We start from the raw sequence: 25,023 nt of genomic DNA on the forward strand, positions 1-25,023 counted from the left end.
AATGTACCAAGAAGCAATCGCACTGGAATAGGGCGAAATGTCGTTTTTTTGAAATTATTTGGTGCGTTTTATATAAGTGTATACAAAACACGCGCTTGATCAGCTGTTTTCCCGCTTGAGCCAGGCACAAAAATGGGGCCACCAAGGGCCCCATTCTTGTGCATCAGAAAACCGGCTTACTGGGCCAGTTTCTTGTGCCGTACACGGTGCGGCTGGGCAGCAGCATCGCCCAGGCGCTTCTTGCGGTCGGCTTCATACTCGGTGTAGTTGCCTTCGAAGAACACCACGTTCGAGTCGTCTTCGTACGCCAGGATGTGGGTAGCCACGCGGTCCAGGAACCAACGGTCGTGGGAAATCACGATCGCAGCGCCCGGGAAGTCCAGCAGGGCTTCTTCCAGCGAACGCAGGGTTTCGACGTCGAGGTCGTTGGACGGTTCGTCGAGCAGCAGGACGTTACCGCCCTCCTTCAGGGTCAGGGCCAGGTGCAGGCGGCCACGCTCACCACCGGACAGGTCCTTGACGAACTTCTGCTGGTCGCCACCCTTGAAGTTGAAGCGGCCAACGTAGGTACGCGACGGGATCTCGTAGTTGCCGATGCGGATCTGGTCGGAACCGTCGGAAATCTGCTGGAACACGGTCTTGGCGCCGTCCAGGTCTTCGCGGCTCTGGTCCACGCAGGCCAGTTGCACGGTTTCACCGATCTCGATGCTGCCCGAGTCCGGCTGTTCCTTGCCCATCAGCATGCGGAACAGGGTCGACTTACCGGCACCGTTACCACCGATCACGCCGACGATGGCGCCTTTAGGCATGGCGAACGACAGGTTGTCGATCAGCACGCGGTCGCCGTAGCCTTTGGAGACGTTCTTGAACTCGATGACCTTGTCGCCCAGGCGCGGGCCAGCCGGGATGTAGATCTCGTTGGTCTCGCTGCGTTTCTGGAATTCCTGCGACTGCATTTCTTCGAAGCGCTGCAGACGGGCCTTGGATTTGGACTGGCGAGCCTTGGCGCCTTTGCGCACCCACTCCAGTTCCTCTTTCATGGCCTTCTCGTGGGCGCTCTGCTGCTTGGACTCCTGCGCCAGACGGTCCGACTTGGCTTCCAGCCAGCCCGAGTAGTTGCCTTCGTACGGGATGCCGGCGCCGCGGTCCAGTTCCAGGATCCAGCCAGCGACGTTGTCGAGGAAGTAACGGTCGTGGGTAATGGCTACCACGGTGCCAGGGAAGTCGTGCAGGAAGCGCTCAAGCCACGCCACCGAATCGGCATCCAGGTGGTTGGTCGGTTCGTCGAGCAGCAGCATGTCGGGGGCCGACAGCAGCAGGCGGCACAGGGCCACACGGCGCTTTTCACCACCGGACAGGTGCTCGATTTTTGCGTCCCAGGCCGGCAGGCGCAGGGCGTCGGCGGCGACGTCCAGCTGACGCTCCAGGTTGTGGCCATCGGCGGCCTGCAGGATGGCTTCCAGCTTGGCCTGCTCGGCGGCCAGCTTGTCGAAGTCGGCATCCGGGTCGGCGTAGGCGGCGTAGACCTCGTCCAGGCGGGCCTGGGCGTCCTTGATCACGCTGACCGCTTCCTCGACCACTTCACGCACGGTCTTGGTCGGGTCCAGTTGTGGCTCCTGCGGCAGGTAGCCAACGTTGATGTCGGGCATCGGACGGGCTTCGCCGTCGAATTCCTTGTCGACGCCCGCCATGATCCGCAGCAGGGTCGATTTACCGGCACCGTTCAGGCCGAGCACGCCAATCTTGGCGCCCGGGAAGAACGACAGGGAAATGTTCTTGAGAATTTCCCGCTTCGGCGGCACGACCTTGCTCAGCCGATGCATGGTGTAGACGTATTGAGCCAAAACCAAGCCCTCTAATTCAGATAGGTAAAGACATCGACGATCGCCCAGGCAGCATGGCCAGGGGGATGCGTGTTCGGGTGTCATTGAACAAAGTCGACCATTCTACGCCAACGCGCGGCGTTGCATAGGAGGGGTCGAGAGTGGGGTGGGATCGGTGTTGTCCCTGGGGGGAATTTGTTGCCTTTGCCGGCCTCTTCGCGGCTAAAGCCGCTCCCACAGGTACTGCATTGCCCTTGAAGGCGGTGATATCCCTGTGGGAGCGGCTTTAGCCGCGAAGAGGCCGGCACAGCAGCCGAGATGGCTCAGACGTGGTGCTGTTTGGCCTTGCCCCGCGGCAACCGGCAACGGTCGCCCTGCCCGGCCAGGCGCGCGGCCCAGGCGGACTTCACGCTGAAGCCGCCGCTGCGGGCTGGTTGCTGCTCGGCCACATTGGCCGGTTTGGCCGGTTTGCCAGCCGCAGGCGCAGTGCTGACCAGCTTGGCAGCAGGCTTGACCGCCGCCTCTGCCGGCGCTGGCGCTGCCGCCTTGGCGGTCTTGCGCAGTTCAGCCAGCGATGGCGCTTTGCTCTTGGCGCTGGCGGCAGCGTCAGGTTTGACCAGCGAGCGCTGGCAAGACTTGCAGGATACGTCCTCGGTCACGGCAGTGCTGACAAGGGTCTGACTGCTGCGCCCACAGGCGGAATCGAGGCCATTGGAGGAAAAGTGAGTAACCAAAACCGAACATCTCCGATGCGTTGTCATGTATAGCGGGCGCTATTCTCGCACAGGTTGCAGGGGCTTGCCGAACCACCGGGCCGGCACCATCGGTCAACATGGCTGGCACTTTGCCATAATCCTAGGCATGCTAGCCGGTTTCGGGTGTCCGGCCTTATAGTGCGCCACCGTTGTGCGCCACCAGACACCGGCATACACCGTGCATGATGCTTCCCTGCCATCGCCAGCCCAATCGCAGGATCAACGCTTGACCAACCTTACTCATCCTTCGACATTGCGTACCGCGCCACAGGCGCCCGCCGCTACCCTGCGCGGGTCGGTCAAGGGTGCGCTGGCGATGCTTGCCTTGATCCTGCTGGGCCTGCTGCTGTGGCAGCTTTTCGCCCAGTTCAACCACACCCAGGCCGACCTGCGCAAACAAAGCCTGGACGCCACCGCGGAACTGGCCGACCACCTGAGCCTGAACATGGCGTTCAAGGCGCAGCAGGCGGTAAATGTGGTGCAGCCTTACGTCACTCCGCCGACGCCCGACGCCCTGCCGGGCCTTGTGCATACCTTGCGCGAGCGCCTGCCTGCCCTGCAGAGCGTGGCCTGGCTGGACAGCGCAGGGCAACTGCGCGGCGACAGCCTGGCCGGCAGCCCTGACCGGAAGTTGCTTGACGAGTTGCTGAAGCTGAACCAGGGCCGCCCCTACTTCTTCACCAATTCAGCCGACAACCGCACCCTCTACCTGCTGCTGCGCCAGTCCACCGAGCAGGACCGTGGCTACTGGCTGCTGCGCCTGTCGCCGGACTACTACAGCACCCTCACCGTCCACCTCGATGGCGCCGGCCACCCCCTGTGGCTGCTGGAAAACAGCCGCAGCGGCGAGGTACTGCAACGCCACGCGCCGGCCGACACCGGCAGCGAGCCGCTACAGAGCGTGATGCTGGCCTTTATCGACAACAGCACCTGGCAGCTGCGCGGCCTGTTCGACGCTCAGCTGACCCAGCAGAAACTGCTGCCGGCACTGATCGGCAAATGCCTGCTGGTGCTGTTCTGCGCCCTGCTGCCAGTGCTGGCCCTGATCAACATGCGCCGCCGCCAGCGCGCGCTGCAGGAAGACCGCCGGCGCTACCAGGAAATTTTCGAAGGCACCGGCGTGGCCTTGTGTGTGCTCGACCTGTCCAGCCTGCCCGGCCAGCTCGACCGCTACCACCTGCGCAACCGCGCCGCGCTCAAACACAGCCTGGCCCTGGACCCGAACCTGCGCCGCTCGCTGCTGCTGGAGCTGAAAATCACCGAGGTCAACCAGGTTGCCCGCCAGCTGCTGAACATCAACTGCCACGAAGGTGCCTGGCAGCGGCTGATCGACGGCACGGGCGATGGCCGCGACAGCATTGGCATGCAACTGATCGACGCGCTGATCGAACACCGCCCGCTGCTGGAGCTGGAAGTACGCCTGCCGGCGCCGCTGGGCGGCGAGCTGCACCTGTGGCTGATGGCACGCCTGCCGCAGCAGCGCAGCGACTACCAGGCGGTCATTCTCAGCATCAGCGACATCACCAGCCGCAAGCAGGTGGAGCTGTCGTTGCTGGAGCGCGAAAGCTTCTGGTCGGACGTGGTGCGCACCGTCCCCGACCAGTTGTACGTGCAGGACGTGCTCAGCCAGCGGATGATCTTCAGCAACCGCCACCTTGGCCAGACCCTGGGTTACGACCGCACCGAGCTCGCGCAAATGGGCGACCGCTTCTGGGAGCTGCTGCTGCACCCCGAAGATGCCGCGCACTATCAGGCCCTGCGCCAGCAACAGCGCGACAGCGGCCATGACCACCCGCTGCACTGCCAGTTACGCTTCCGCCACCGTGATGGCGGCTGGCGCTGCTATGACATCCGCGAGCAGGTGCTGACCCGTGACGCCGAAGGCCTGGTAACGCGCATCATCGGCGTGGGCAAGGACGTGACGGTGCAGATAGAGGCCAGCCAGTCGCTGCGCGACAGCGAACAGCGCTACCGCATGCTCGCCGAAAGCATCAGCGACGTGATCTTCTCCACCGACAGCCTGCTCAAGCTCAACTACGTCAGCCCTTCGGTGCAGAGCGTGCTGGGTTACCAGGCCGACTGGATCTTCGCCAACGGCTGGCAGTCGATCATCGCCAACCCGGCCCAGCTCACCGGCATCTACAGCCTGATGGAACGCGTCAGCAAGGCCATGGGCGACCCGGTCCAGCTGGCCCAACTGCGCAGCCAGCTGCCGACCCAGCTGTTCCTGTTCGACTGCCTGCGTGGCGATGGCCGCAAGATCCCCATCGAACTGCGCCTGGTGCTGGTGTGGGACGATGACCAGCGCTTTGAAGGCGTGCTTGGGGTGGGCCGTGACATCAGCCAGCAACGCCGCGCGGAAAAAGACCTGCGCATGGCCGCGACGGTATTCGAGCATTCCACTTCGGCCATTCTCATCACCGACCCGGCCGGCTATATCGTGCAGGCCAACGAGGCGTTCAGCCGTGTCAGTGGTTATGCCGTGAGTGAAGTGCTCGACCAATTGCCGGGCATGCTCACCGTCGACGAACAGCAGGAAGGCCACCTGCGCTATGTGGTCAAGCAACTGCACCAGCGCGGCAGCTGGGAAGGCGAGGTGTGGCTCAAGCGCCGTGACGGCGACCACTACCCGGCCTGGGTCGGCATTACTGCGGTACTGGACGACGAAGGCGACCTGGCCAGCTACGTGTGCTTTTTCACCGACATCAGCGAGCGCAAGGCCAGCGAACAGCGCATCCACCGCCTGGCCTACTACGACGCCCTCACCCACCTGCCCAACCGCACGCTGTTCCAGGACCGCCTGTACAACGCCCTGCAGCAGGCCGAGCGGCAGAAGGCGTGGGTAGTGTTGATGTTCCTCGACCTCGACCGTTTCAAGCCGATCAACGATTCCCTCGGCCATGCCGCCGGCGACCGCATGCTCAAAGACATGGCCCTGCGCCTGCTGGCCTGCGTGGATGACGACGATACTGTGGCGCGCATGGGCGGCGACGAGTTCACCCTGTTGCTGCAACCGCGCGCCAGCCGCGAACTGGCGCTGAACCGCGCCATCCACGTGGCCGAGAACATCCTCGGCAGCCTGGTGCGGCCGTTCGTGCTGGAAAACCGCGAGTTCTTCGTTACTGCCAGTATCGGCATCGCCCTCAGCCCGCAGGACGGCAGTGAGCTGAGCCAGCTGATGAAAAACGCCGACACCGCCATGTACCACGCCAAGGAACGCGGCAAGAACAACTTCCAGTTCTACCAGGCCGAGATGAACGCCAGCGCCCTGGAGCGCCTGGAGCTGGAAAGCGACCTGCGCCACGCCATGGAGCAGAACGAGTTCATCCTTTACTATCAGCCGCAGTTCAGCGGCGACGGCAAGCGCCTGACCGGCGCCGAAGCACTGCTGCGCTGGCGCCACCCCACCCGTGGCCTGGTGCCGCCGGGCGACTTCATCCCGGTGATCGAGGAACTGGGCCTGGTGGTGGACGTGGGCGACTGGGTGCTGCGCGAGGCCAGCCGCCAGCTCAAGGCCTGGCACAAGGCCAAGGTGCGGGTGCCGAAGGTGTCGGTGAACATTTCGGCACGGCAGTTCTCCGACGGCCAGCTGGGCACGCGGATTGCCAACATTCTTGAAGAAAGCGGCCTGCCACCGGCCTGCCTGGAGCTGGAGCTGACCGAAAGTATCCTGATGCGCGAGGTGAACGAGGCGCTGCAGATTCTGGCCAGCCTGAAAAACCTCGGCCTGAGCATTGCGGTGGATGACTTCGGCACCGGCTACTCATCGCTCAACTACCTCAAGCAGTTCCCCATCGACGTACTGAAGATCGACCGCACCTTCGTCGACGGCCTGCCCGAAGGCGAGCAGGACGCACAGATTGCCCGGGCGATCATCGCCATGGCCCACAGCCTCAACCTGGCGGTAATCGCAGAGGGCGTGGAAACCCACGAGCAGCTGGAGTTCCTGCGCGAGCATGGCTGCGACGAAGTGCAGGGCTACCTGTTCGGCCGACCGATGCCGGCACACCAGTTCGAGGCGCAGTTCTCCAACGAAACGCTGTTCATGTTCCATTGATGCGGTACCTGCACTGGCCTCATCGCCGGCCAGCCCGCTCCCACAAGTGATGCATCAGCCTCAAGGCCAGCGCCAATCCTGTGGGAGCTGGCTTGCCGGCGATGGGGCCATATGCGCCCCAAAAAATGGACCTGAGAGTCAGCTCCGGAACCCACCCAGCCCAGACACGGCGCGGGATGCAACATGAGCCCCATTGGTCCGCGACTTGATGCCACTTCATATGCCAGCCGCGAATCAATCGGTTAGAATGCCCACCCAAACTACCCCGATCCTTGAGGACCGCCATGTTCAGCCGTGATTTGACCATTGCCAAGTACGACGCCGAGCTCTTCGAAGCCATGCAGCAAGAAGCCCTGCGCCAGGAAGAGCATATCGAGCTGATCGCTTCGGAAAACTACACCAGCCCGGCAGTCATGGAAGCTCAGGGCTCGGTCCTGACCAACAAGTACGCCGAAGGCTACCCGGGCAAGCGTTACTACGGTGGTTGCGAGTACGTCGACATCGTCGAGCAGCTGGCCATCGACCGTGCCAAGGAACTGTTCGGCGCCGATTACGCCAACGTCCAGCCGCACGCTGGCTCCCAGGCCAACGCCGCTGTTTACCTGGCCCTGCTGTCGGCCGGTGACACCATCCTGGGCATGAGCCTGGCCCACGGTGGCCACCTGACCCACGGTGCTTCGGTAAGCTCGTCGGGCAAGCTGTACAACGCCATCCAGTACGGCATCGACGGCAACGGCCTGATCGACTATGACGAAGTCGAGCGCCTGGCTGTCGAGCACAAGCCGAAAATGATCGTTGCCGGCTTCTCGGCCTACTCGCAGGTTCTGGACTTCGCCCGCTTCCGCGCCATCGCCGACAAGGTCGGTGCCTACCTGTTCGTCGACATGGCCCACGTTGCCGGCCTGGTTGCCGCTGGCGTATACCCGAACCCTGTTCCGTTCGCCGACGTGGTCACCACCACCACCCACAAGACCCTGCGCGGTCCACGTGGCGGCCTGATCCTGGCCCGTGCCAACGCCGACATCGAGAAGAAGCTGAACTCCGCTGTCTTCCCAGGCGCCCAAGGCGGCCCGCTGGAGCACGTCATCGCCGCCAAGGCCATCTGCTTCAAGGAAGCCCTGCAGCCTGAGTTCAAGACTTACCAGCAGCAAGTCGTGAAAAACGCCCAGGCCATGGCCAGCGTATTCATCGAGCGTGGCTTCGACGTGGTGTCCGGTGGCACCCAGAACCACCTGTTCCTGCTGTCGCTGATCAAGCAGGAAATCTCCGGTAAGGACGCTGACGCCGCTTTGGGCAAGGCCTTCATCACCGTCAACAAGAACTCGGTACCGAACGACCCACGTTCGCCGTTCGTCACCTCGGGCCTGCGTTTCGGCACCCCAGCCGTCACCACCCGTGGTTTCAAGGAAGCCGAGTGCAAGGAACTGGCTGGCTGGATCTGCGACATCCTGGCTGACCTGAACAACGAAGCGGTGATCGACGCCGTACGTGAGAAGGTCAAGGCTATCTGCAAGAAGCTGCCGGTTTACGGCAACTGACTGGCGCCAGCCTGAAGTGAAAAAGCCCGGCCCAGTGCCGGGCTTTTTCGTGAGCGGACCATGAAACACGTTCGCAGGCCTGATACACATCCTGTGGGAGCGGGCGTGCCCGCGAAGAAAGCTACGCGGTGGATGGCACCGGCTGCGCCGGTGTTCGCGGGCACGCCCGCTCCCACAGGGAATGATTTCGAGCAGCCACGTGCCATCACGTATTACCCTGTTTGACACCACCTACCACAGGCCACACCTTGACCAGAGAACAACTCGAGACCCACCAGATCCCGATCTACTTCGCTGCCGTGCTCGCAGCCGTTGCCTTCGGCTTGATGGCCAGCGACAGCGCGCGACACCTGGAAGCCCTGGTCACCCCTGCCATCGCCGTGTTGATGTACGCGATGTTTCTGCAAATCCCTTTCCTCGACCTGCGCCAGGGCCTGGGTAATCGCCGTTTCATGGGCGCCCTGCTGCTCGCCAACTTCATTCTTGTGCCGCTGTTGGTCTGGGCGATCACCCGCGGGTTAGTCGAGCACCCGGCGATCCTTGTCGGCGCCCTGCTGGTACTGCTTACACCCTGCATCGACTACGTGGTGGTGTTCACCCACATCGGCAAAGGCGACTCGCGCCTGACCCTGGCCGCCACCCCCGTGCTATTGCTGGTGCAATTGGCACTGCTGCCGATCTACCTGGCCCTGATGCTGGGAGACAGCAACAACGTGGCCATTTCCATCACCCCGTTCGTGGAAGCCTTCTTACTGCTGATCGTGGTGCCCATGCTGCTTGCGGTGCTGACCAGCGCCGGTGCCCGCCACTCGCGCACAGTCGCGACCTGGAACGACGCCTGGGCGTGGTTGCCCGTGCCGGCGATGGCCTTGGTGCTGGTGGTTGTGATCGCTTCGCAGATTGCCACGGTACTGCGTGGTTTCGACCGCTTGCTGCCGGTGATTCCGGTGTACATCGGCTTCATGCTGCTGGCGCCAGCGCTCGGCTTCATCGCGGCGCGGCTGCTACGCCTGCCGGCCACCGCAGCACGCTCGGTAACTTTCAGCGCCGCCACGCGTAATTCGCTGGTGGTGTTGCCGCTGGCGTTAGCTTTGCCGGAGGACATTCGCGGCCTGGCCGCAGCGGCAGTGATTACCCAGACGCTGGTGGAACTGTTGAGTGAGCTGGTTTATGTGCGCGTAGTCCCCGCATTAGTGCGAGGCTGATGAATAAAGGCAGATTGAGGGAAGCTGAACCTTTTGCTTGTACGCGCGCGAACCTATCCTGATAGAATGCGATGAATTCTCATTAACATTCATTCTATCCCGTGCAATCTAGTAAACCGCCCCCAGCATCAGGCCATCGACCAACTCTACAGCCACCATCACAGTTGGCTGCAGAGTTGGTTGCGCAAGCGCTTGGGCAGTGCCGCCGATGCCGCAGACCTGGCCCAGGACACGTTCGTGCGGCTTCTCTGCAGTGCGGCTGGCGAACCGCTGAACTGCTCGGCTCCACGCGCCTATCTGGCCACCATTGCCAATCGCCTGACCATCAACTTCTATCGCCGCCGGTCACTGGAGCAAGCCTATCTGGCCGCGCTGGCGGAAACACCGGAAGCACTGGCACCGTCGTTGGAACATCAGGCGCTGGTGCTCGAAGCCCTCGACGAAGTTGACCAGGTACTTGCGCTGCTGCCAGCCCAAAGCCGGCAAGCGTTTCTGATGGCGCAGCTTGAAGGTTATACCCAAGAAGAGATCGCCAGCCGCCTCAAGCTCAGCGTACGCACGGTACAACGTCACCTTGCGCGGGCGTTTGAGGAATGCATAGTGCTCGCCAGCCTGTGCGTGCAACATGAGTAATACGCCCATCGACCGGCGCATTGCCCGTGAAGCGGCCAGTTGGTTCGTGCGCTTGCAGAACAGCAGCGCCGGCGCCGCAGAGCATGCGGCCGGTGCCGAGTGGCGAGCGCGGCACACTGACCACGAACGCGCCTGGCAACTGGCCGAGCGCTTCAGCAGCCGGGCCCAGCAGCTTTCCGGTGAACCCGCACGGGCGGCCCTGGAGCGCCCGCGCAGCCTGGAACGCCGGAATGCGCTCAAAACCCTTGCGCTGCTGATCGCCGCCGCTCCGCTTGGCCTCGCCGCCTACCGAGGGCTGCCGTGGCGCGAATGGCGGGCGGACGCGCGTACCGCCGTCGGGGAGCTACGCACCGTGCACCTGCCGGATGGCGGGCAGATTCGTCTGAATACCGGCAGCGCCGTCGATATCGCCTACGGCGACAGTGCTCGCCGCGTGCACCTTATCACCGGTGAGATGCTGGTCGAGGTGCTGAGCGAGCCTGCAAGGCGCCCATTCATCGTCGATACCGCCGAAGCGCAAATCACCACGCTCGGTAGCCGTTTGCTAGTGCGTCATTACCCAGGCAGCACGTTCCTCGCCGCACTGGAGGGCGCTGTCGAGGTGCGCCCGCGGTTGTCACCGGGTGATGATGGCCTGGTGCGCCTGGCTGCCGGCCAGCAAACCCATGTCAGCATCCAGGCTGCACAGCCCCCCATGCCGCTGGCCCAGAATCATCTCGACTGGCTCAGCCATGTGCTGCGGGTAGAAAAGACGCGCCTGGATGACTTCATCAGCGAGCTGGGGCGCTATCGACCCGGCCTGTTGCGATGCGATCCGGCCGTGGCCGGGCTGCTGATTTCCGGCACCTTCCAGTTGCGCGACACCGATCAGATTCTGCGCGCCCTGAGCCAGACATTGCCGGTGGATGTCCACTACCGGACGCCTTACTGGGTCACCCTCACCGCGCGTGCCAACGCGTAGAAAAAATCGTTGTCGTGTTTTCCTCAAGCTGCGTGTCCCTTCCGTAAGCACATCACTTTCACAGGGCGGGGACGAACACATGGCGACGACACAGGGCATGCAACCATTGGCGCGGGCAGTGCATGCTGCTGCACTGGGCCTGATCATCTCAGGTGGCAGCCTGGCGGCAGTTGGGGCGCAAGCCGCCGGGCAGACCGCGCAGCAGAGCCGTACCTTTCAGGTACCAGCCGGTAACCTGAGCAGCGTCCTCGCCGAGTTCGCCAGCCAGGCGGATATCACCCTTCCCATCGAACCGGGGCTGGTGGAAGGTTTGCGCAGCCCTGGCCTGGACGCCGCCATCAGCGTGCAAGACGGCCTGCACCAACTGCTGCAGGGCACAGGCCTGCAAGCTTCACCACAAGGCAATGGTCTGTACCTGCTGACACCGCAGGTTACAGGCACAGGCATGGAGCTGGGCGCTACCAGCATTACCGGGCAGGGCCTGTCGGCAACTACCGAAAACAGCGGTTCCTACACCACCGGCACGATGCAGACTGCCACCAAGCTGCCCCTGAGCCTGCGCGAAACGCCGCAGTCGGTCAGCGTGGTTACGCGCAAGCGCATGGACGACAAGGCCATGACGACTATCAGCGACGTGGTCAAAAGTGCGCCGGGGATTTTTCTCAGTAACTCCGGTGGCGCTGGGCGGCCTTCTTTCAGCGCCCGCGGTTTTGACGTCGACAACATCATGTACGACGGGTTTCCCACCAGCTTTCTGACCTACCTGCCCAGTGGGGAAGCAAACCTGGCCATGTATGACCGGGTGGAGATCGTACGCGGGGCCACCGGGCTGGCCCAAGGCGCCGGCAACCCCGGTGGTGCAATCAACCTGGTTCGCAAGCGCCCCACCCATGAATTTCAGGGCACGCTCACCGGCAGTGCTGGTAGTTGGGACGATTACACCGGCACGCTGGATGTCGGCGGCCCGCTCAATGAAAACGACACCCTGCGTGCCCGTACCGTGGTATCGCGGCAGGACGCCAAAAGCTTCCGTGATTCGGTAGAGAGTGGCCACGACCTGTTCTACGGCGTGGTCGACGCCGACCTGAGCGAAAGCACCACCCTGACCCTGGGGGCCTACCGTCAGAAGAACCATACCAACTACATCTGGGGCGGGTTGCCCATGGCCCGGGGCGGCGGTCACCTCGGGCTGCCGCGCGACACCTTCCTGGGCCATGACTGGGAATATTCGGACAATCGCACCACCGGCTATTTCGCCACCCTGGAGCATGCCTTCGCCAACGACTGGTCGCTTCGCCTGGCGGCCATGCAGACGAAAACCGACACCGACGTATTGGCCTCCTCGGTATGGGAATACGATCGCCACTATCTATGGACAGAAGCCATGGAGCAAAAGGAAAAAGGCTACGACCTGGCACTCAGCGGCCCCTTCCAGTTGCTCGGCCAGACACATGACCTGACCCTGGGCGTCAGCAAGCGCCAGCTGGACTATCGCTCTGGCAAGGCCTGGAGCGACTACATCGACACGGGTAGCAACCCCTTCGAATGGAACCCCCGTGGTCATGCCAAACCGGATTACGTTACCGGCCCTGACGGCCTGCCCGAGACCACCACGCAGGACAGCGTTTATGCCAGCAGCCGCCTGCGCCTGACTGAACCACTGTCGCTGATTCTGGGTGGCCGTCTCGACTGGTATGAATTCGATGACAGCGAAAACAGTGAAGGCAACTACAAGATCACGCGTAACCTGACCCGCTATGCCGGCCTGATCTACGACCTGGACTCCCATCACTCGGTCTATGTCAGCTACACAGATATTTTCAAGCCGCAGACCAGCAAGGGCATGGACAGAAAAGTGCTCGACCCTGTGGTGGGTGAGAACTACGAGGTGGGCATCAAGGGCGAATACTTTGGTGGCGCACTGAACGCCAGCCTGGCTGTTTTTCAAATTGACCAGAAGAACCGCGCCCAGGAGTTACCTGACAACAAGGGTTGCGGTTCAGGCGCCGCCAGCGCCTGCTACGAGGCGGCCGGCCTGGTACGCAGCAAGGGCATCGACCTGGAAATTCAAGGCGCCCTGACCGACAACTGGCAGCTGGCTGCCGGCTACACCTACACCCAGACCAAGTACGTCAGCGACGCCAACAAGGCCCGCGAAGGCGAAGACTTCGACCGCGCCAAACCGCGCCAGCTATTCAAGCTGTCCACGATCTACAACCTGCCCGGCGAGCTGCAGCGCTGGCGCATTGGCGGTGATATCTACCAACAGAGCCGCATCCGTACCTCTGGGGGCGCCGGTGCTACTGCATGGCAAAACCAGCAGGGCTCGTACACGGTGGTCGGCCTGGTGGCAGGCTACAAGGCCAGCGAGCAGCTAGACATGCAGGTGAACGTCAACAACCTGTTCGACCGTACCTACTACAGTAGCGTGGCCAACGGTGGGTGGAGCCCATACGACATCTACGGTGACCCACGTAACGTGAAACTGACTGCCCGGTACAGTTTCTAGTAGCCGGTTAATCGCCGCCGCCCGCGTGGGCGGCGCTTGATCGCATAGGCGCCAAAAACGTTGTGGCGGACGCGTTGAGACCGCGCCCTCTCACTTACAACGCCTTCATCTCGGCAATATCCCGCGCCACCTGATCCGCAGAATGGTCGAACATCGCCTGCTCCTGCGCATCCAGCGGCAACTCGATCACCCGCGCCAGCCCTTGGTCTGCCAGTACACAGGGCACGCCCATGGCAATGTCCGTGCGCCCGTATTCACCCTCCAGAATCGCCACCGCCGGCAAGATGCGGTTCCGGCCATTGGCGATGGCATCCACCATCTGCGCAATGGCCACGCCCGGCGCATCGCAGGCGCTGCCCAGCTTCTTCAAGCCCAGAATCTCGCCGCCACCCTTGCGTGTGCGCTCGACAATCTGCTCGATCTGTTCACTGGACAGGAAGTGCGACAGCGGCACCGAGCCGATCTGGCAGTAGCGCATCAGCGGCACCATGCTGTCGCCATGGCCGCCCAGCACCAGCGCGGTGATATCCCGGGCAGAAAACCCGGTTTGTTCGGCGATGAAACACTTCATGCGCGCGGTATCCAGCACCCCCGCCTGCCCGAACACCTTGTCGCGCCCAAGGCCGCTGACGCTCCAGGCGCGGTAGGTGAGCACGTCGACCGGGTTGGACACCACCAGCACCGTGGCTGCCGGCGCATGGTGCCTGATGTCGGCCATGATGCTGTCGAGGATTGGCAGGTTGATGCTCAGTACATCCTGGCGCGACTGGCCGGGCTTGCGCGGCACGCCTGCGGTAATTACCACCAGCTCGGAGCCGTCCAGCATGTCGGCTTTGCCCCCGCCGTAAACACGGGTATCGGAGCCTGATTCCACGGCTGCCTGCCACACATCCAGCGCCTTGCCCTGCGCCAGCTCACCCTGCACGTCCATCAGCACCAGCTCACGGCACAACTCGTCCCGGGCGATGATCTGCGCCGCCGCCTCGCCGACCAAGCCGGCACCCACGATTGTTAGCTTGTTCACCTGACACCTCCCAGCGGCGCGTGCCACCAGGAACACGCCTGCGTATACAGGGAAGTATTGACCGCTGAAGCGAAAAGACCACCCAAGATGATGCCTGGCTGAATCCGAGCCTCAACCTGGCTTTGCTGGCCTTGTCCTTCACCATCCCGAAGCCGCGGAACCCGTTCCGGATGGGCGCACCATTCAGGTCAGCTTAGGCTGTCCGTCTTGCTCACCAACCGGAAAACACCATGGCCGATCACAAGAACCTGTCATTCACCGCAATCCTGCAAATTGCCGGCAGCCCCCTGAATACCCTGGACAGCATGTGCACAGGGCCCATTATTCTCAGCAGTCCCATCCACGGTTTGGGTCCTGTGATGGATGGCGGCCGTGCCATTGGCATGCTCAATTGCTCAGATGAAGACTGGCACCTAGGTAGGGACAGCGGGCTGATTACCTTTGACAGGGGTGCCAGTGCGCAATCGCTGCTGCTGTATTTCCGCCATTTTGATGGCGGCTATCGGCTTTACCTACGCAGCGGCGAGCATCTGGGCGAAGGCGTGTTCACCAATGCCAATGGCTTGATAACTGTGCAGCCCATAACAGCCAGTGATCCTTCCCTATGGAGCATTATCGATGCCCAAACCGGTCAACCTTTCGACCTGACGCAGTGCGAAGGCACTGATTGTGATATCAAGCTGACAAGCGCCGACGGGCACCCAGTCGAAGGTCATTACCTGTACCCAGTCGGCGCATTCCTGGCTTGTTACTCCGCCGCCCATCAAAGTGACCTGAGCTTGATCATTCAGGAGCGGGAAGTCGACTGGCTCAACGCAGACTGACAAGCCTCGGCCAGTATCCAAGCGGGCCCCATTCCAGGCCCAGACATACTACCCTGTGCCCTTTCCAACAACCGGTAGATCCTGCTCTACTTCACTGGTCACGGCAGGGGTGGCCCACTGCCATCCCTACCCTACGGATTCCTTCTGCATTTCTACTTACATGCCTGGGCTCATGGCCGCCCCCGCTTAATCGACCAGAGCGTCCGCCGCTTCGATTTCAACGTAGTTTGACTCCCCACCACCCTGTGCCCCCGACAACCAACCCCATACAAAATGGAGCGTAGTACGCCCCGCATCATCGACCCCCACCCTGCCACGTGACCAACCGGCGAGCATTTCGCCGTCGTTAGTGATGCAGTGGTAAAGCAGCTCGATGGTATCGGGGCCAGTTGCTCGACCCACCTGATGGCCGGTCCGAATCCGGCCACCCTGGTAGGTGCTGGTGATCGCAACACCATCGACCTGGTAATGGAAAACCGTGCCAGTGCCAGACAGGCCCTGGGAATTGTTGGCGACTGCAAAACGACGATTGTGCAGCCGGTCTTCGACTTGGGCGAAAGTGCTTTCCATAGCGATGTATTCTCGATGTTGGATGGAACTGGGAGCAGCTAGCTGCCGGTAAATCAACGGAGCAAGCTACGAACCACAACAAACAGTACTACCAGGCCCACAAGCCCAGAAGCAACCAGCCACCCGGTCGAGGCCATTGCCTGGAAAAACCCCGGGAAGAAAGGAACCCTCCCAAGCTTGACCAGCGCCAGGCAAAGCCATGGCATCAGGAGGATGTAAAGCAGCGGGATATAAACGATTGCCTGAAGGACTAGCGTCAGTCCGCCGGCCCAGTCATTCCAGTGGTGGTTGGACATGGTGATTTCCTTATCTTGAACGTGATGGGGAATCGTCCGCCTCTTGGTACCGCATACCGCCGGTAGTACACAAGGCATGAGGTCGATGCGGCCGGTGTGGGAGCTGGCTTGCCTGCGATGGGCTGCGCAGCAGCCCCATACCCCGGCCTGGCAGGATTAACCCACCATCGGCCTTCAACAGAAGGAGCCAGCTGCAACCCCCGACACCTGGCCCCCACTCATCAACGACCTCCCCTATCCCTCCAACTCATGGCCGTTCCGCTCCATCACCTTCCCACACTGCTCACTGGCCAACCGGCTGATAATCCGAATCGCCTGATGGATACCGGCCGTGTTGCGAAAGCTCAATTGCGGGTTGTGTTCGCACTCCAGCATTTCATCGTGCTGGACCAAGGCCTCGCCTAGTAGTTCGAGGGTCCAGGCATAGCTTTGGATGGTGGAGAGGCGTTCTTGGTCAGTCATGGCGTGCCTCCGATTGGGCGGAGACGGAGCTGGATTTGCTGACGGTGAAGTAGCCGGGGACTGTCGAGGTACGACGGTGGAGAACGAATGCGAGGATCATGGATGGACTTGCGGTTGACATGCATGCGGTCCTTTTCGATTGAAGCACCACGCTAACCGTCGCCAAACGATTAGGGTGGCAGCTGTACGCAGGTTGGCGAACCGAGGAAAAGGAACTCGGCAGACCCGAAGGTCTCCCACGCACAGCCGCCATTACACGAAACTGCGGACGCAAAAAAAGCGCCTGCAATCGTGGTCGGGGGCGCCGATGCGCCTTTTCGTTCGGGTCGCCAAACCCGGTCGCGGAATTGGCCGCGACTTGAGTACGGTATCGCTACTGGGGTTAGAGTTCAAGGTTCGGGGCTATGCGAATGGCCGCTGAGTGTCGTAGGAAAAGTCAGGGAGCATGGCGTCTGATGTCACGCAGCAGAACCAAGTTCAGCAGACGGAGATCGTGATGAGAAGATGTGGCCATCTAAAGATTATCTGTAATCGGCAAACGCACTATCTCTAAATTTTCTGAAAAACACCCTGTAATCATTGGACTAAATGCAGTTAGCAGCTAAGCACTATCTCAAAAACCGTGCATCCCTAAGTGGAAATTCGCTTACAGCCAAGTCGAAAAAGTCACGGTAAGTGATTGGATGGAGGGCGTAGCTGCGAATGAAGCAGAAACAAAAATGCCCGCGCTGGGCGGGCATTTTTGGGGAGGGCAGTATGCAACCAAAGCTGCATCAAACCTGCTGAACTGGTGCCGGAGACAGGAATCGAAACATGGCCTATATGACCAATAAAACCTGGACCATGCAACCTACCTAAACGCCACGTATCCCTAAACGTATCCCAAAATCACAATCCACCCTCCCAGATTAACTTCGTGCCGTGCACTGCACGCCTGCCTAACAACCTCCAATCTAGACATCATGCGCTACCCACAGTCGAAAAAAGCTGAGCAACTACAGCAAATGACTCAATGTGTTAAGTAGCTACGCCGCAGCAGAGTCCGGGCAGTCACTAAAACCAGGTGCAGCCTGAAGGTGCAATGGTCCTCATCCGATAGCCCAGGGTGAGCCCCCTCAGAGTGGAGCATCCTGAATAGTCCTCCTACGAAGCTTTTTCCATCCGGCGCCCATTCACCCCGGCTCTGTGACAAGTAACCCTTACTACCAAGCAGTTGAAGTCGATTGTTTAGATTGCTCAGTGCACTGTTTTCAGTCCCGTAATGCAGACTAGCAACGTCGTCAACAAGCTGTTCAAGGAACGTTCTGTACTGAGCATTGGCGGCCGCCCAGTGCCCTCGGGCGTGAGCATCTATGGCCTGATCCAGATGTCGGCTTGCGGTATTGAACCCGAAATGTGCCAACAATCGATGGACCTCATCATCATTCTGAGGCATGTGAATGCTGGTTGGCATGGAGCGCCTAAGCCAAGGTGGAGAACCGGCACCGCAGTTCCCTTCTTCCCAGGAAACCGAAAATCCATCAGCGGCCAAACTGCGCCGGAAAATCTCCTGAGGTTCGTCAACTCGGTGCTCGCTCATCACCGCGACAGCCTCACGGACCAACGCTTCACCTAACGGCATCAGCCCGTCTTTTGCTTGCACCAGGAGCTGCGGTTGAAGCAAAACCTGCGTGCTTAAAACCACCACCTTCTTAGGCACACTGACCTGGTCCCCCTGAGTAACGACGTGGTTCAGCCCTAGGCGCAGGACCATTTGGTCAAACTTAGCCCCTGTCAGGCGCTCCAGTAGGACAGCGGCAGCAAGCATGGTTTGGCGAGTGAAGTGCAATTCAGCGGTCATGTTGATTCCCTTCCTAACGTTTCACGACGATATCAGAAGTAGCGGGAGGCGGCAGAGGATTGAGAAGACCTACCAGAAACAAGAGTCGACCAGACCGGTAGGTCTTTGAAAAAGGCTGCATAGCGTGTGTCATTACGCCAACGGTAACAAACGGGCTCTGTGTCCAAGAAACTGCACAGTTCACCGGGGTTCACACTGTTCACCAGTTCACTAAGGTGGAGGAGTAGCCGCTAACAAAGAACCGCGGGTTCCCTGCCCCGTATCTGGCCACATCTCTCAGGGTCCCCGGCGGCTCCTAGATCCGGGACGTGGGAAATGCCTCAGCCGCTGAGGGCACGACCAGATAGGGGGCATGGGGTCGCTAGATGACTACGAATCCAAAGCGGTGTAACAGGTGTAATGGGTGTAACGAATACGCACAAGCCATTGTTATTAAAGGAAAAAATATCGTTACACTTTCATGCCTTCGCTTTGCCCTAGCAGTGTAACAACAGATCCGGTGTAACCATGGTAGGCCCCTATCGACCCATTGCTGACCTTCGTGGAGAGGCAGCTAACGGCCAGAAGCGGACGGTCACCCAGTAAATAAATCTGTCCCCTTTTCCGTCCAATGGGTCGAACGCGGCGAGTCGTGGGCGACTGCTAACGACCCAAAGCTGCCGATGACCACAAGCACAGATCTGCCGAGGCCGGGCAGTGCTCGGCTCTAGCGTTACAACAACGCCATGGGAGTGGAAAGGAGACACCAAACTGCAGAATCGCTTCTATCTTTTCTAGCCCCCCTCAACACCTCTGTGGATGAGAGGGGACACAATCAGAGGCAATATTTGCCTTATGAACCAATTGTCGCAAATGTGTTTACAATTATTCTATTGGCTGCTTAGCCAAGTTTTCGAGGTTTGCTCGTATAATACCAGTGGCTTGTTTTAAACCTCGCTCCCAGAGCAAGGTTGGCTCGTGAATGATTGCCTTCCATGTAATAGACGAATACTCCCATTTTATTTCGCTATTCTCCAAAGTTTTCTTGCCCCATCCTTTCTGGGTAAGAGATGCAGTAGCAGTTAGAATCATAGCCTCGGTATTAGAGTGTATTACTCCTATATAGGTTCGATAGGAAGGTAGCGAAGGGTTGTTTGCATTCAATGCAATTTCAATGGCTTCGACTGGTAGGGCTTCAGTTGACAATATATATGCAGGGCGTGTTTTCTCTATGGTGTGTTCCCTAGCAGAACCAAAACCTAAAACAGAAAGCGGATTAGGAGCGTTATAGGTTTCTTCTTGAATGTCAATAAAATACTTTTTTGCCCACCCCTGATTGCTTCCGAACTCAGCAAAGCTACGAGCGCGTGGTAATCCACTTAGCTTTAAATCGGAGTTTACCGATTTTTTATAAAATTCGCTAACCAATGAGTCTTGGATACTTGCTTCGTTTAGCAGTTGTATACTCTTATTCAGAGTGTCGGCAACCTTTTCAAGCTCAACAAACTGCGAATCGTTTTTTGATATCTGTTGCCTGAGAATTTCGCTAATGCTTTTTTCCGACTTTTGTTCAGGATTACTGCTTCTAGCAGCGTGCAGGGATACCATCTCTTCTGTGACTATGCTGAATACTTCAAGGGCAGATCCCTGATTTACAAAAAAGGGTGTCTGACCTGGAGATGATGAAAACGTATCCGCGAGTGAAGCTTGTATGTCTCTATACAAGATGCTACCGGTTGTTTTGGAAAGCGCGGCATCAACCCAAGCAGCAGTGAAATGACTAGTTAAGTTAGAGGCGTAGGAATATTGGTCGTGTTGGCTGGATGCCATGCAAATAAAAGAGGATAGCCGACTTGTTTTAATTGATTTTAAAAACCCACTGTCTACGTCTTTTATGTAGGGGGCTCCAGACTGGCAGGCATCAATAACTTTTACGGCGACTTTTGGGCCGGCACTTCTCAGCAAATCGTCAAGTTCTGCATTACTTATTGAAGTCGTTGCCGCACGCTTTGCGTCAAAATCGGCGCAGCAAAATAATGCATCATCTTGAAAGGCTCCGTGGCCAGAGAAATAAACGAAGATTTCTTCAATATTGGGTGTGTTGTTATGACTTGCAAAAAAGTTGCGGAGCTTTTCCTTAGCGCTTTCGGCGCTAGCGTTAGCAATTAACTCAATGTGATGGTACTTACTGGTGGCTTTCAAGGTCTGGTGCATGATCGCTAAATCATTTGCGCATGCAGGAAGAGCCGGTAGGCGGTCGTACGTATCAATACCAATCAGAAGCGCTAAGTTCATTCGTCCCTCGATAATTGCGCTTGGAAGGCCTGATAGAGTAGCGTTGTGCTGCCGTCCTTCCAAGGGGGTATTGAAAGACTATAACTGATCGCCAGAGGGCATCTGTGTAGTCAGGGAGAAATGCCTCCAGGTTCGTCCCTTCAAGCGCAGACTAAGCTTATTCTGTGGCCCAAAGGGGGGCTACTGCGCCAAAGCATTGCTTGGGACCGGCTGCTTTCGGCCCGAAGCGGACGTTTGCGAATTGCTGCTTCACGATAGATGAGCTAGTCGAAACGCTTAACGTAACTTGACTCCCTCCAAACATCTCACCGGATAAGCATCCGCATACAAAGTGAAGCGTCGTGCGCCCATGATGGTCTTGGCCTGTCTTGCCACGCGACCAGCTGCACGGATCCCGCCATGGCCCGGGAAGGCTCGATCCCGGAGTGATGGATTGGGACGCACTCATCTCAAGGTCTTTGATTTCAATGACCTTTTAGCCCTACAAGACCGGCTACTACAGTTTTCGTATTAGCGACCTCGGCTTACACCAAGATGGATGGAGCGCAATGCGCCAGCCACTTGAGACACGGCAGCAAGTGTGGCAAATTGACAGCAGTCATCACTGTCTCAGGGAAAGACATGAGAACGATACTTAAGGAAATTACCTTCGACGGCTTCCAAGCTGAAAATCGACGTGCTTCTGTTGAGTTGTCCGGTTTGCAAACATCCATTTTGTTTGGGGACAATGGTTGCGGCAAGACCACCTTCCTCAAACTAATGCACGCCGTGCTTAGTAAAAACAGTGCCGCACTTGTAAAAAACAACGTTTACTCTGTATCAATAGTATATGTAAGCGCTGACGACTTAGAGAAAACAGTCACGGTATCAAGATACACATTGGCGACGGAAGATGAGTCTCCAGAATTTCTAGAAGATTTTGATTGGACAGAATTTGACGAGTCCCCACTAAATGATATTTCGTCTCTTTCCCTAGGGGTAGAGCGCGGTGTGCCTACCCAAACTCTCTCTATCGAAACTTTTGATGTGGTTCGCTTTTTTAGCACGCACAACGACACTATCAAAATGCCTAGGCAGGCAATGCAAGATTTGTCCGAACGCTTAGCGCTATATTTAAATCGCCAGAGCGCAATGCGAAGTAAACAGTCATTCCTGCGATCGAAGAGCAGAAATAGCGAGTTGCAGCTAGAGCAGCAGCACTCGATGCTGCAAAACATAAATATAGCAAATATTGAAGGCCTTCTTTTAGATCGCTATCGGATTGCCAAAAGCTACGCATCCGAAAAAATTCAGAATGCTTTATTTGATACTTTGGCGTTAGCTATCGATACACGCGGAGATGCTAACTCACTATCCTCAATCCCGGACGATCTCGATACGCAAATTATCGCCGGCAAAGAGCGAATAATTGAAGCGCTAATTGATGGCCCGGAAAACAATTTCAAGCAAAGGATTATCAATATATTAAGCAGCATCTCGAACAAAGATGACGTCAAGCAAATAACTAATAACAACATGCTTTGTCAGTTGATCTGGAATATGCTTAAGGAGCTCAAGCTCGAAAAGCAGCTGCTCAACTCCATCAATATTTTCACCGATACATTCAATGACTTCCTAGGCCCAGAAAAAGAGCTCAGCATTACACAAGATGGGGTGCGGGTAAGTACTTATGGTGTATCACACGACCTTGAGTCAATGTCCAGTGGCGAGCGGCATTTGTTCACCTTCCTCGCCCTCGTCGTCATTGTGGCTCGTGAGCGAGACCTGCTTATAATCGACGAGCCGGAGATCTCACTTAATCCCACATGGCAAAGAAATCTGATCTCACTTTTGGAAGATCTAGCTCCTGAAACGCAAATCATCGTCGCATCTCATAGCCCGATGCTTGCTAAAGGGAGACCAAAACTTTTGGTAAAACTGAGCCCGACCCGACTCTGTAAAATGGACTGAGCCATGAGTCAAACGCCATTAGAATACGCTGCAGACGAACTCTTAAGTCTTTCCATTATCATGGGGTCACCAATCATTATCGTTGAGGGCTTCGATGACGTGCCAATCTACGAGCGCCTTTCAGACAGCATTTCGCTGAACTGTGAGGTGTACGCGAGCGAAAATATACTTTGCAATGAAGCAGGCTGCGCCGGCGTTATAAAAAACATTGAAATAATCCGTGAGTCTTCTGATGATCTGCCGGTGGAGAAATACATCTTAGGCATTATTGACAGAGATGCGCGCTTCTATCGCGGCGAGGTGCCAGCCGACCCGGCTATCCTGATGCTCGCACATTATTCAATTGAGAGTCATTACACGTCAGCTGAGGTTGTCCGATACCTGCTACCTCAGTTTACCCGCGCCACGAACCGACTAATCTCGCCCGAGCTTCCTGAAGAAATATTCAATCGAGTTCGCTCCTCGATAATGTGGATGTATTTAACTTCGCTAGAGGCTCTGCGCAACGCTTGCGAGAGCGACTATGAAGCACTATTCGGATACGGAGCCTCGATAAAATCAATTCTTCAACAGAATTTTCACCAAGCGTTGGAGGACAAAAAAGAATCACTGGAAGACTTCGGTAGCTCTCTTGGGCTCAACGAGTGCTGGAATGATCTTCTAAGGATTTGCAAGGGGAAGTGGTTGCTGGAGATCTTCTGTGAAGAGGTAATCAAAGAGCTTGGGGAGCTACCTAATTTGTGTGCCGCCAGGGCTATCCCGCAGTGCCAATTCTGCACAAACCATGAGCCTGGCAAGTGCTTATACAAGAAGCCTACATTTTTGAATCACAGTATACTGGCCTACAGTGCTTCATTGGAAACCTCCTTCTCAAGTCTAGACTATATTAAAGAACGCATGACTACTCTTCTCCATTAGCAACCAACAGTTTACATCATAACCTACACTGGGCTACACGAGCGACGAGCCCTTGCGCACTCCGATTGTGCTGGAGTAGTAACGAAAAAACGCCCAAGCCCTATATGCAAATGGCTTGGGCGCTTTTTGTGTCTGCGGGTAAGGCACAAGTTTGACAACTAACCCCACAAAAATCATCGCGTTTCGCTACCAATGGGCGACATTAGATCACTTGTTAATACGGTGAACCGCGCAACTGTGTGCTGACGCTCAAGGGTAGTTTCTGACGGATCAAGTTAGGCGCAGGCCCTGCGGGGTCCGTGTCAGGTTCGCTGGGATGACCCTGCTCAGGATCGGGGAGGCCTCAACGGGTCCGTTCGCAAGTGGTTTCGTAGATACTCGACAGCAATTGGCCGAGAGCGGTCCGTCGTGGCTGGCTGTTCTCGAACCCTATTTGACATCCGCGAGCTTGGCCAAGCTGATTTATGACGTGATCAACGTAAGCATAGCAATAACAAACAGCCCGCATCTGCGGGCTGTTTCGGGGTTACGCTTCGATCAGGTCTATTAGGGTGATGCCTTTAGCTCCCTTTAGCACGTCGTCGCGGTCGAGCCCACTGGCTGAGGGGCCGAAGAGCGGGATCAACAGATCTGACAACATCATGCCCCCGCTACCTCGATGATGGTCTGCGGCGAGAATTCGAGAGCCCACAGCGACAAGTTGCTTGGCCAAGCGATTCCATTCATCGCCGAGGGCCAAAGCAGCTGCGCATAGGGCGCTGTCCTGAGCTTGGCTAGACTCCTGTTTAGCCTTGGAGATTTGAGCATCGAGCGCCTCAATTTCCGCCTGCAATGCAGCGACAATCAGTTCTTGGCGCCTTGCATGTTCATAAGCCTCAATGAGCAAGATGCTAGCTCTCTCCATCGCGGTGCTTGCAGCCTTTTCACCCTCACTGTCACCGATAGCAACGTTGCGGGCGTAGAGGTTCGCAGCCTCAATCTCAGCTTGCTGCGCCTTCTCGATGGCTAGATTTGATTCTTTTTGGATCGCTTGCAGGCGCTCAAGAATAAGCGTGCGAGTGCTCTCCAGTGAAGTTACCGTGTCAACTGAATCTGACATGACTTGACGAGCCTTTGCCTTGGCCTGCTTCGTATTCGCCAAACTTTCCTGATAGCTGATCTCGCGTTCAATTCGCTCAATAGCACCAGGAATACTGCGCAAACGAGCTTCTGCGCTGGAAAGCTTATTCATAGCCGCCGTTCCTTCAGGGCTGCCAATGCAATTGCCATGATGGTTCCAGTTACTCGGTATTGCCTTCCACGCGGCTCGAAGGTCCGGAATACTGTCTTCAAGAGAGTCACGCTCTGCAATCAATTCGTCGCGCTGCTTTTTCAGTTCTTTCAT

The 25,023-nt window shown here is 58.0% G+C and carries 18 protein-coding genes; 9 read left to right on the forward strand and 9 right to left on the reverse strand.

The window, feature by feature from the left end; translation table 11 throughout:
* Positions 1 to 176: 176 nt before the first annotated feature.
* Both ettA and ACN6NG_RS25665 read right to left on the reverse strand, forming a co-directional pair.
* A complete protein-coding gene (gene ettA, locus ACN6NG_RS25660) occupies positions 177 to 1,844 on the reverse strand; it encodes an energy-dependent translational throttle protein EttA (protein WP_016501553.1) in 1,668 nt (555 codons plus the stop codon).
* A gap of 302 nt (positions 1,845 to 2,146) precedes the next feature.
* Entirely contained in the window at positions 2,147 to 2,557 is a 411-nt protein-coding gene (locus ACN6NG_RS25665; protein WP_474316832.1) for a hypothetical protein, read from the reverse strand.
* 247 nt (positions 2,558 to 2,804) lie between these two features.
* On the opposite strand from ACN6NG_RS25665, the gene ACN6NG_RS25670 reads away from it, so the two are divergent.
* From ACN6NG_RS25670 to ACN6NG_RS25695, 6 genes are all read left to right on the forward strand, one after another.
* Positions 2,805 to 6,635 carry a sensor domain-containing protein gene (locus tag ACN6NG_RS25670; RefSeq protein ID WP_474316834.1) on the forward strand — a complete coding sequence of 1,277 codons (3,831 nt, stop codon included), beginning with the start codon at positions 2,805 to 2,807 and terminating at the stop codon, positions 6,633 to 6,635.
* Positions 6,636 to 6,919: 284 nt separating this feature from the next.
* A complete protein-coding gene (gene glyA / locus ACN6NG_RS25675) occupies positions 6,920 to 8,173 on the forward strand; it encodes a serine hydroxymethyltransferase (RefSeq protein WP_063423692.1) in 1,254 nt (417 codons plus the stop codon).
* A gap of 248 nt (positions 8,174 to 8,421) precedes the next feature.
* Entirely contained in the window at positions 8,422 to 9,378 is a 957-nt protein-coding gene (locus tag ACN6NG_RS25680; RefSeq protein WP_474316836.1) for an arsenic resistance protein, read from the forward strand.
* Between the two features lie 96 nt (positions 9,379 to 9,474).
* Positions 9,475 to 10,011, forward strand: a complete 537-nt coding sequence (locus ACN6NG_RS25685; RefSeq protein ID WP_474316874.1) for a sigma-70 family RNA polymerase sigma factor — start codon at positions 9,475 to 9,477, stop codon at positions 10,009 to 10,011.
* Positions 10,004 to 10,972: a FecR domain-containing protein gene (locus ACN6NG_RS25690; protein ID WP_474316838.1), complete on the forward strand. Its 969-nt coding sequence runs from the start codon at positions 10,004 to 10,006 to the stop codon at positions 10,970 to 10,972. The genes ACN6NG_RS25685 and ACN6NG_RS25690 overlap by 8 nt, the downstream gene beginning before the upstream one ends.
* 79 nt (positions 10,973 to 11,051) lie before the next feature.
* Positions 11,052 to 13,481 (forward strand): TonB-dependent siderophore receptor, encoded by a 2,430-nt coding sequence (locus ACN6NG_RS25695; protein WP_474316840.1) that lies wholly within the window; start codon positions 11,052 to 11,054, stop codon positions 13,479 to 13,481.
* Positions 13,482 to 13,575: 94 nt separating this feature from the next.
* Here ACN6NG_RS25695 and ACN6NG_RS25700 read toward each other — a convergent pair whose 3' ends face one another.
* Positions 13,576 to 14,505, reverse strand: a complete 930-nt coding sequence (locus tag ACN6NG_RS25700; protein ID WP_063423688.1) for a malate dehydrogenase — start codon at positions 14,503 to 14,505, stop codon at positions 13,576 to 13,578.
* Positions 14,506 to 14,735: 230 nt separating this feature from the next.
* On the opposite strand from ACN6NG_RS25700, the gene ACN6NG_RS25705 reads away from it, so the two are divergent.
* Entirely contained in the window at positions 14,736 to 15,329 is a 594-nt protein-coding gene (locus ACN6NG_RS25705) for a hypothetical protein (RefSeq protein WP_336203499.1), read from the forward strand.
* A 186-nt stretch (positions 15,330 to 15,515) separates the two neighbouring features.
* On the opposite strand, the gene ACN6NG_RS25710 is transcribed toward ACN6NG_RS25705, so the two are convergent.
* From ACN6NG_RS25710 to ACN6NG_RS25730, 5 genes are all read right to left on the reverse strand, one after another.
* Entirely contained in the window at positions 15,516 to 15,899 is a 384-nt protein-coding gene (locus ACN6NG_RS25710) for an avidin-fold protein (RefSeq protein WP_474316842.1), read from the reverse strand.
* 53 nt (positions 15,900 to 15,952) lie between these two features.
* Positions 15,953 to 16,195 carry a hypothetical protein gene (locus tag ACN6NG_RS25715; protein ID WP_063423685.1) on the reverse strand — a complete coding sequence of 81 codons (243 nt, stop codon included), beginning with the start codon at positions 16,193 to 16,195 and terminating at the stop codon, positions 15,953 to 15,955.
* 234 nt (positions 16,196 to 16,429) lie between these two features.
* The gene (locus ACN6NG_RS25720; protein WP_019471225.1) at positions 16,430 to 16,657 is read right to left on the reverse strand and encodes a hypothetical protein; all 228 of its coding nucleotides are present in this window, start codon (positions 16,655 to 16,657) and stop codon (positions 16,430 to 16,432) included.
* 1,009 nt (positions 16,658 to 17,666) lie between these two features.
* Positions 17,667 to 18,497, reverse strand: coding sequence for a hypothetical protein (locus tag ACN6NG_RS25725; RefSeq protein ID WP_474316844.1), 831 nt, complete (start codon positions 18,495 to 18,497; stop codon positions 17,667 to 17,669).
* 864 nt (positions 18,498 to 19,361) lie between these two features.
* Positions 19,362 to 20,771 (reverse strand): caspase family protein, encoded by a 1,410-nt coding sequence (locus ACN6NG_RS25730; RefSeq protein ID WP_474316847.1) that lies wholly within the window; start codon positions 20,769 to 20,771, stop codon positions 19,362 to 19,364.
* A gap of 621 nt (positions 20,772 to 21,392) precedes the next feature.
* Here ACN6NG_RS25730 and ACN6NG_RS25735 point away from each other — a divergent pair.
* Entirely contained in the window at positions 21,393 to 22,721 is a 1,329-nt protein-coding gene (locus ACN6NG_RS25735) for an AAA family ATPase (protein WP_474316849.1), read from the forward strand.
* A 3-nt stretch (positions 22,722 to 22,724) separates the two neighbouring features.
* Complete coding sequence (locus tag ACN6NG_RS25740) at positions 22,725 to 23,639, forward strand: hypothetical protein (RefSeq protein ID WP_474316851.1); 915 nt, start codon at positions 22,725 to 22,727, stop codon at positions 23,637 to 23,639.
* Between the two features lie 526 nt (positions 23,640 to 24,165).
* Here the strand turns inward: ACN6NG_RS25740 and ACN6NG_RS25745 are convergent.
* The gene (locus tag ACN6NG_RS25745; RefSeq protein ID WP_474316853.1) at positions 24,166 to 25,023 is read right to left on the reverse strand and encodes a hypothetical protein; all 858 of its coding nucleotides are present in this window, start codon (positions 25,021 to 25,023) and stop codon (positions 24,166 to 24,168) included.

The organism is Pseudomonas sp. TSO6 (assembly GCF_056098905.1).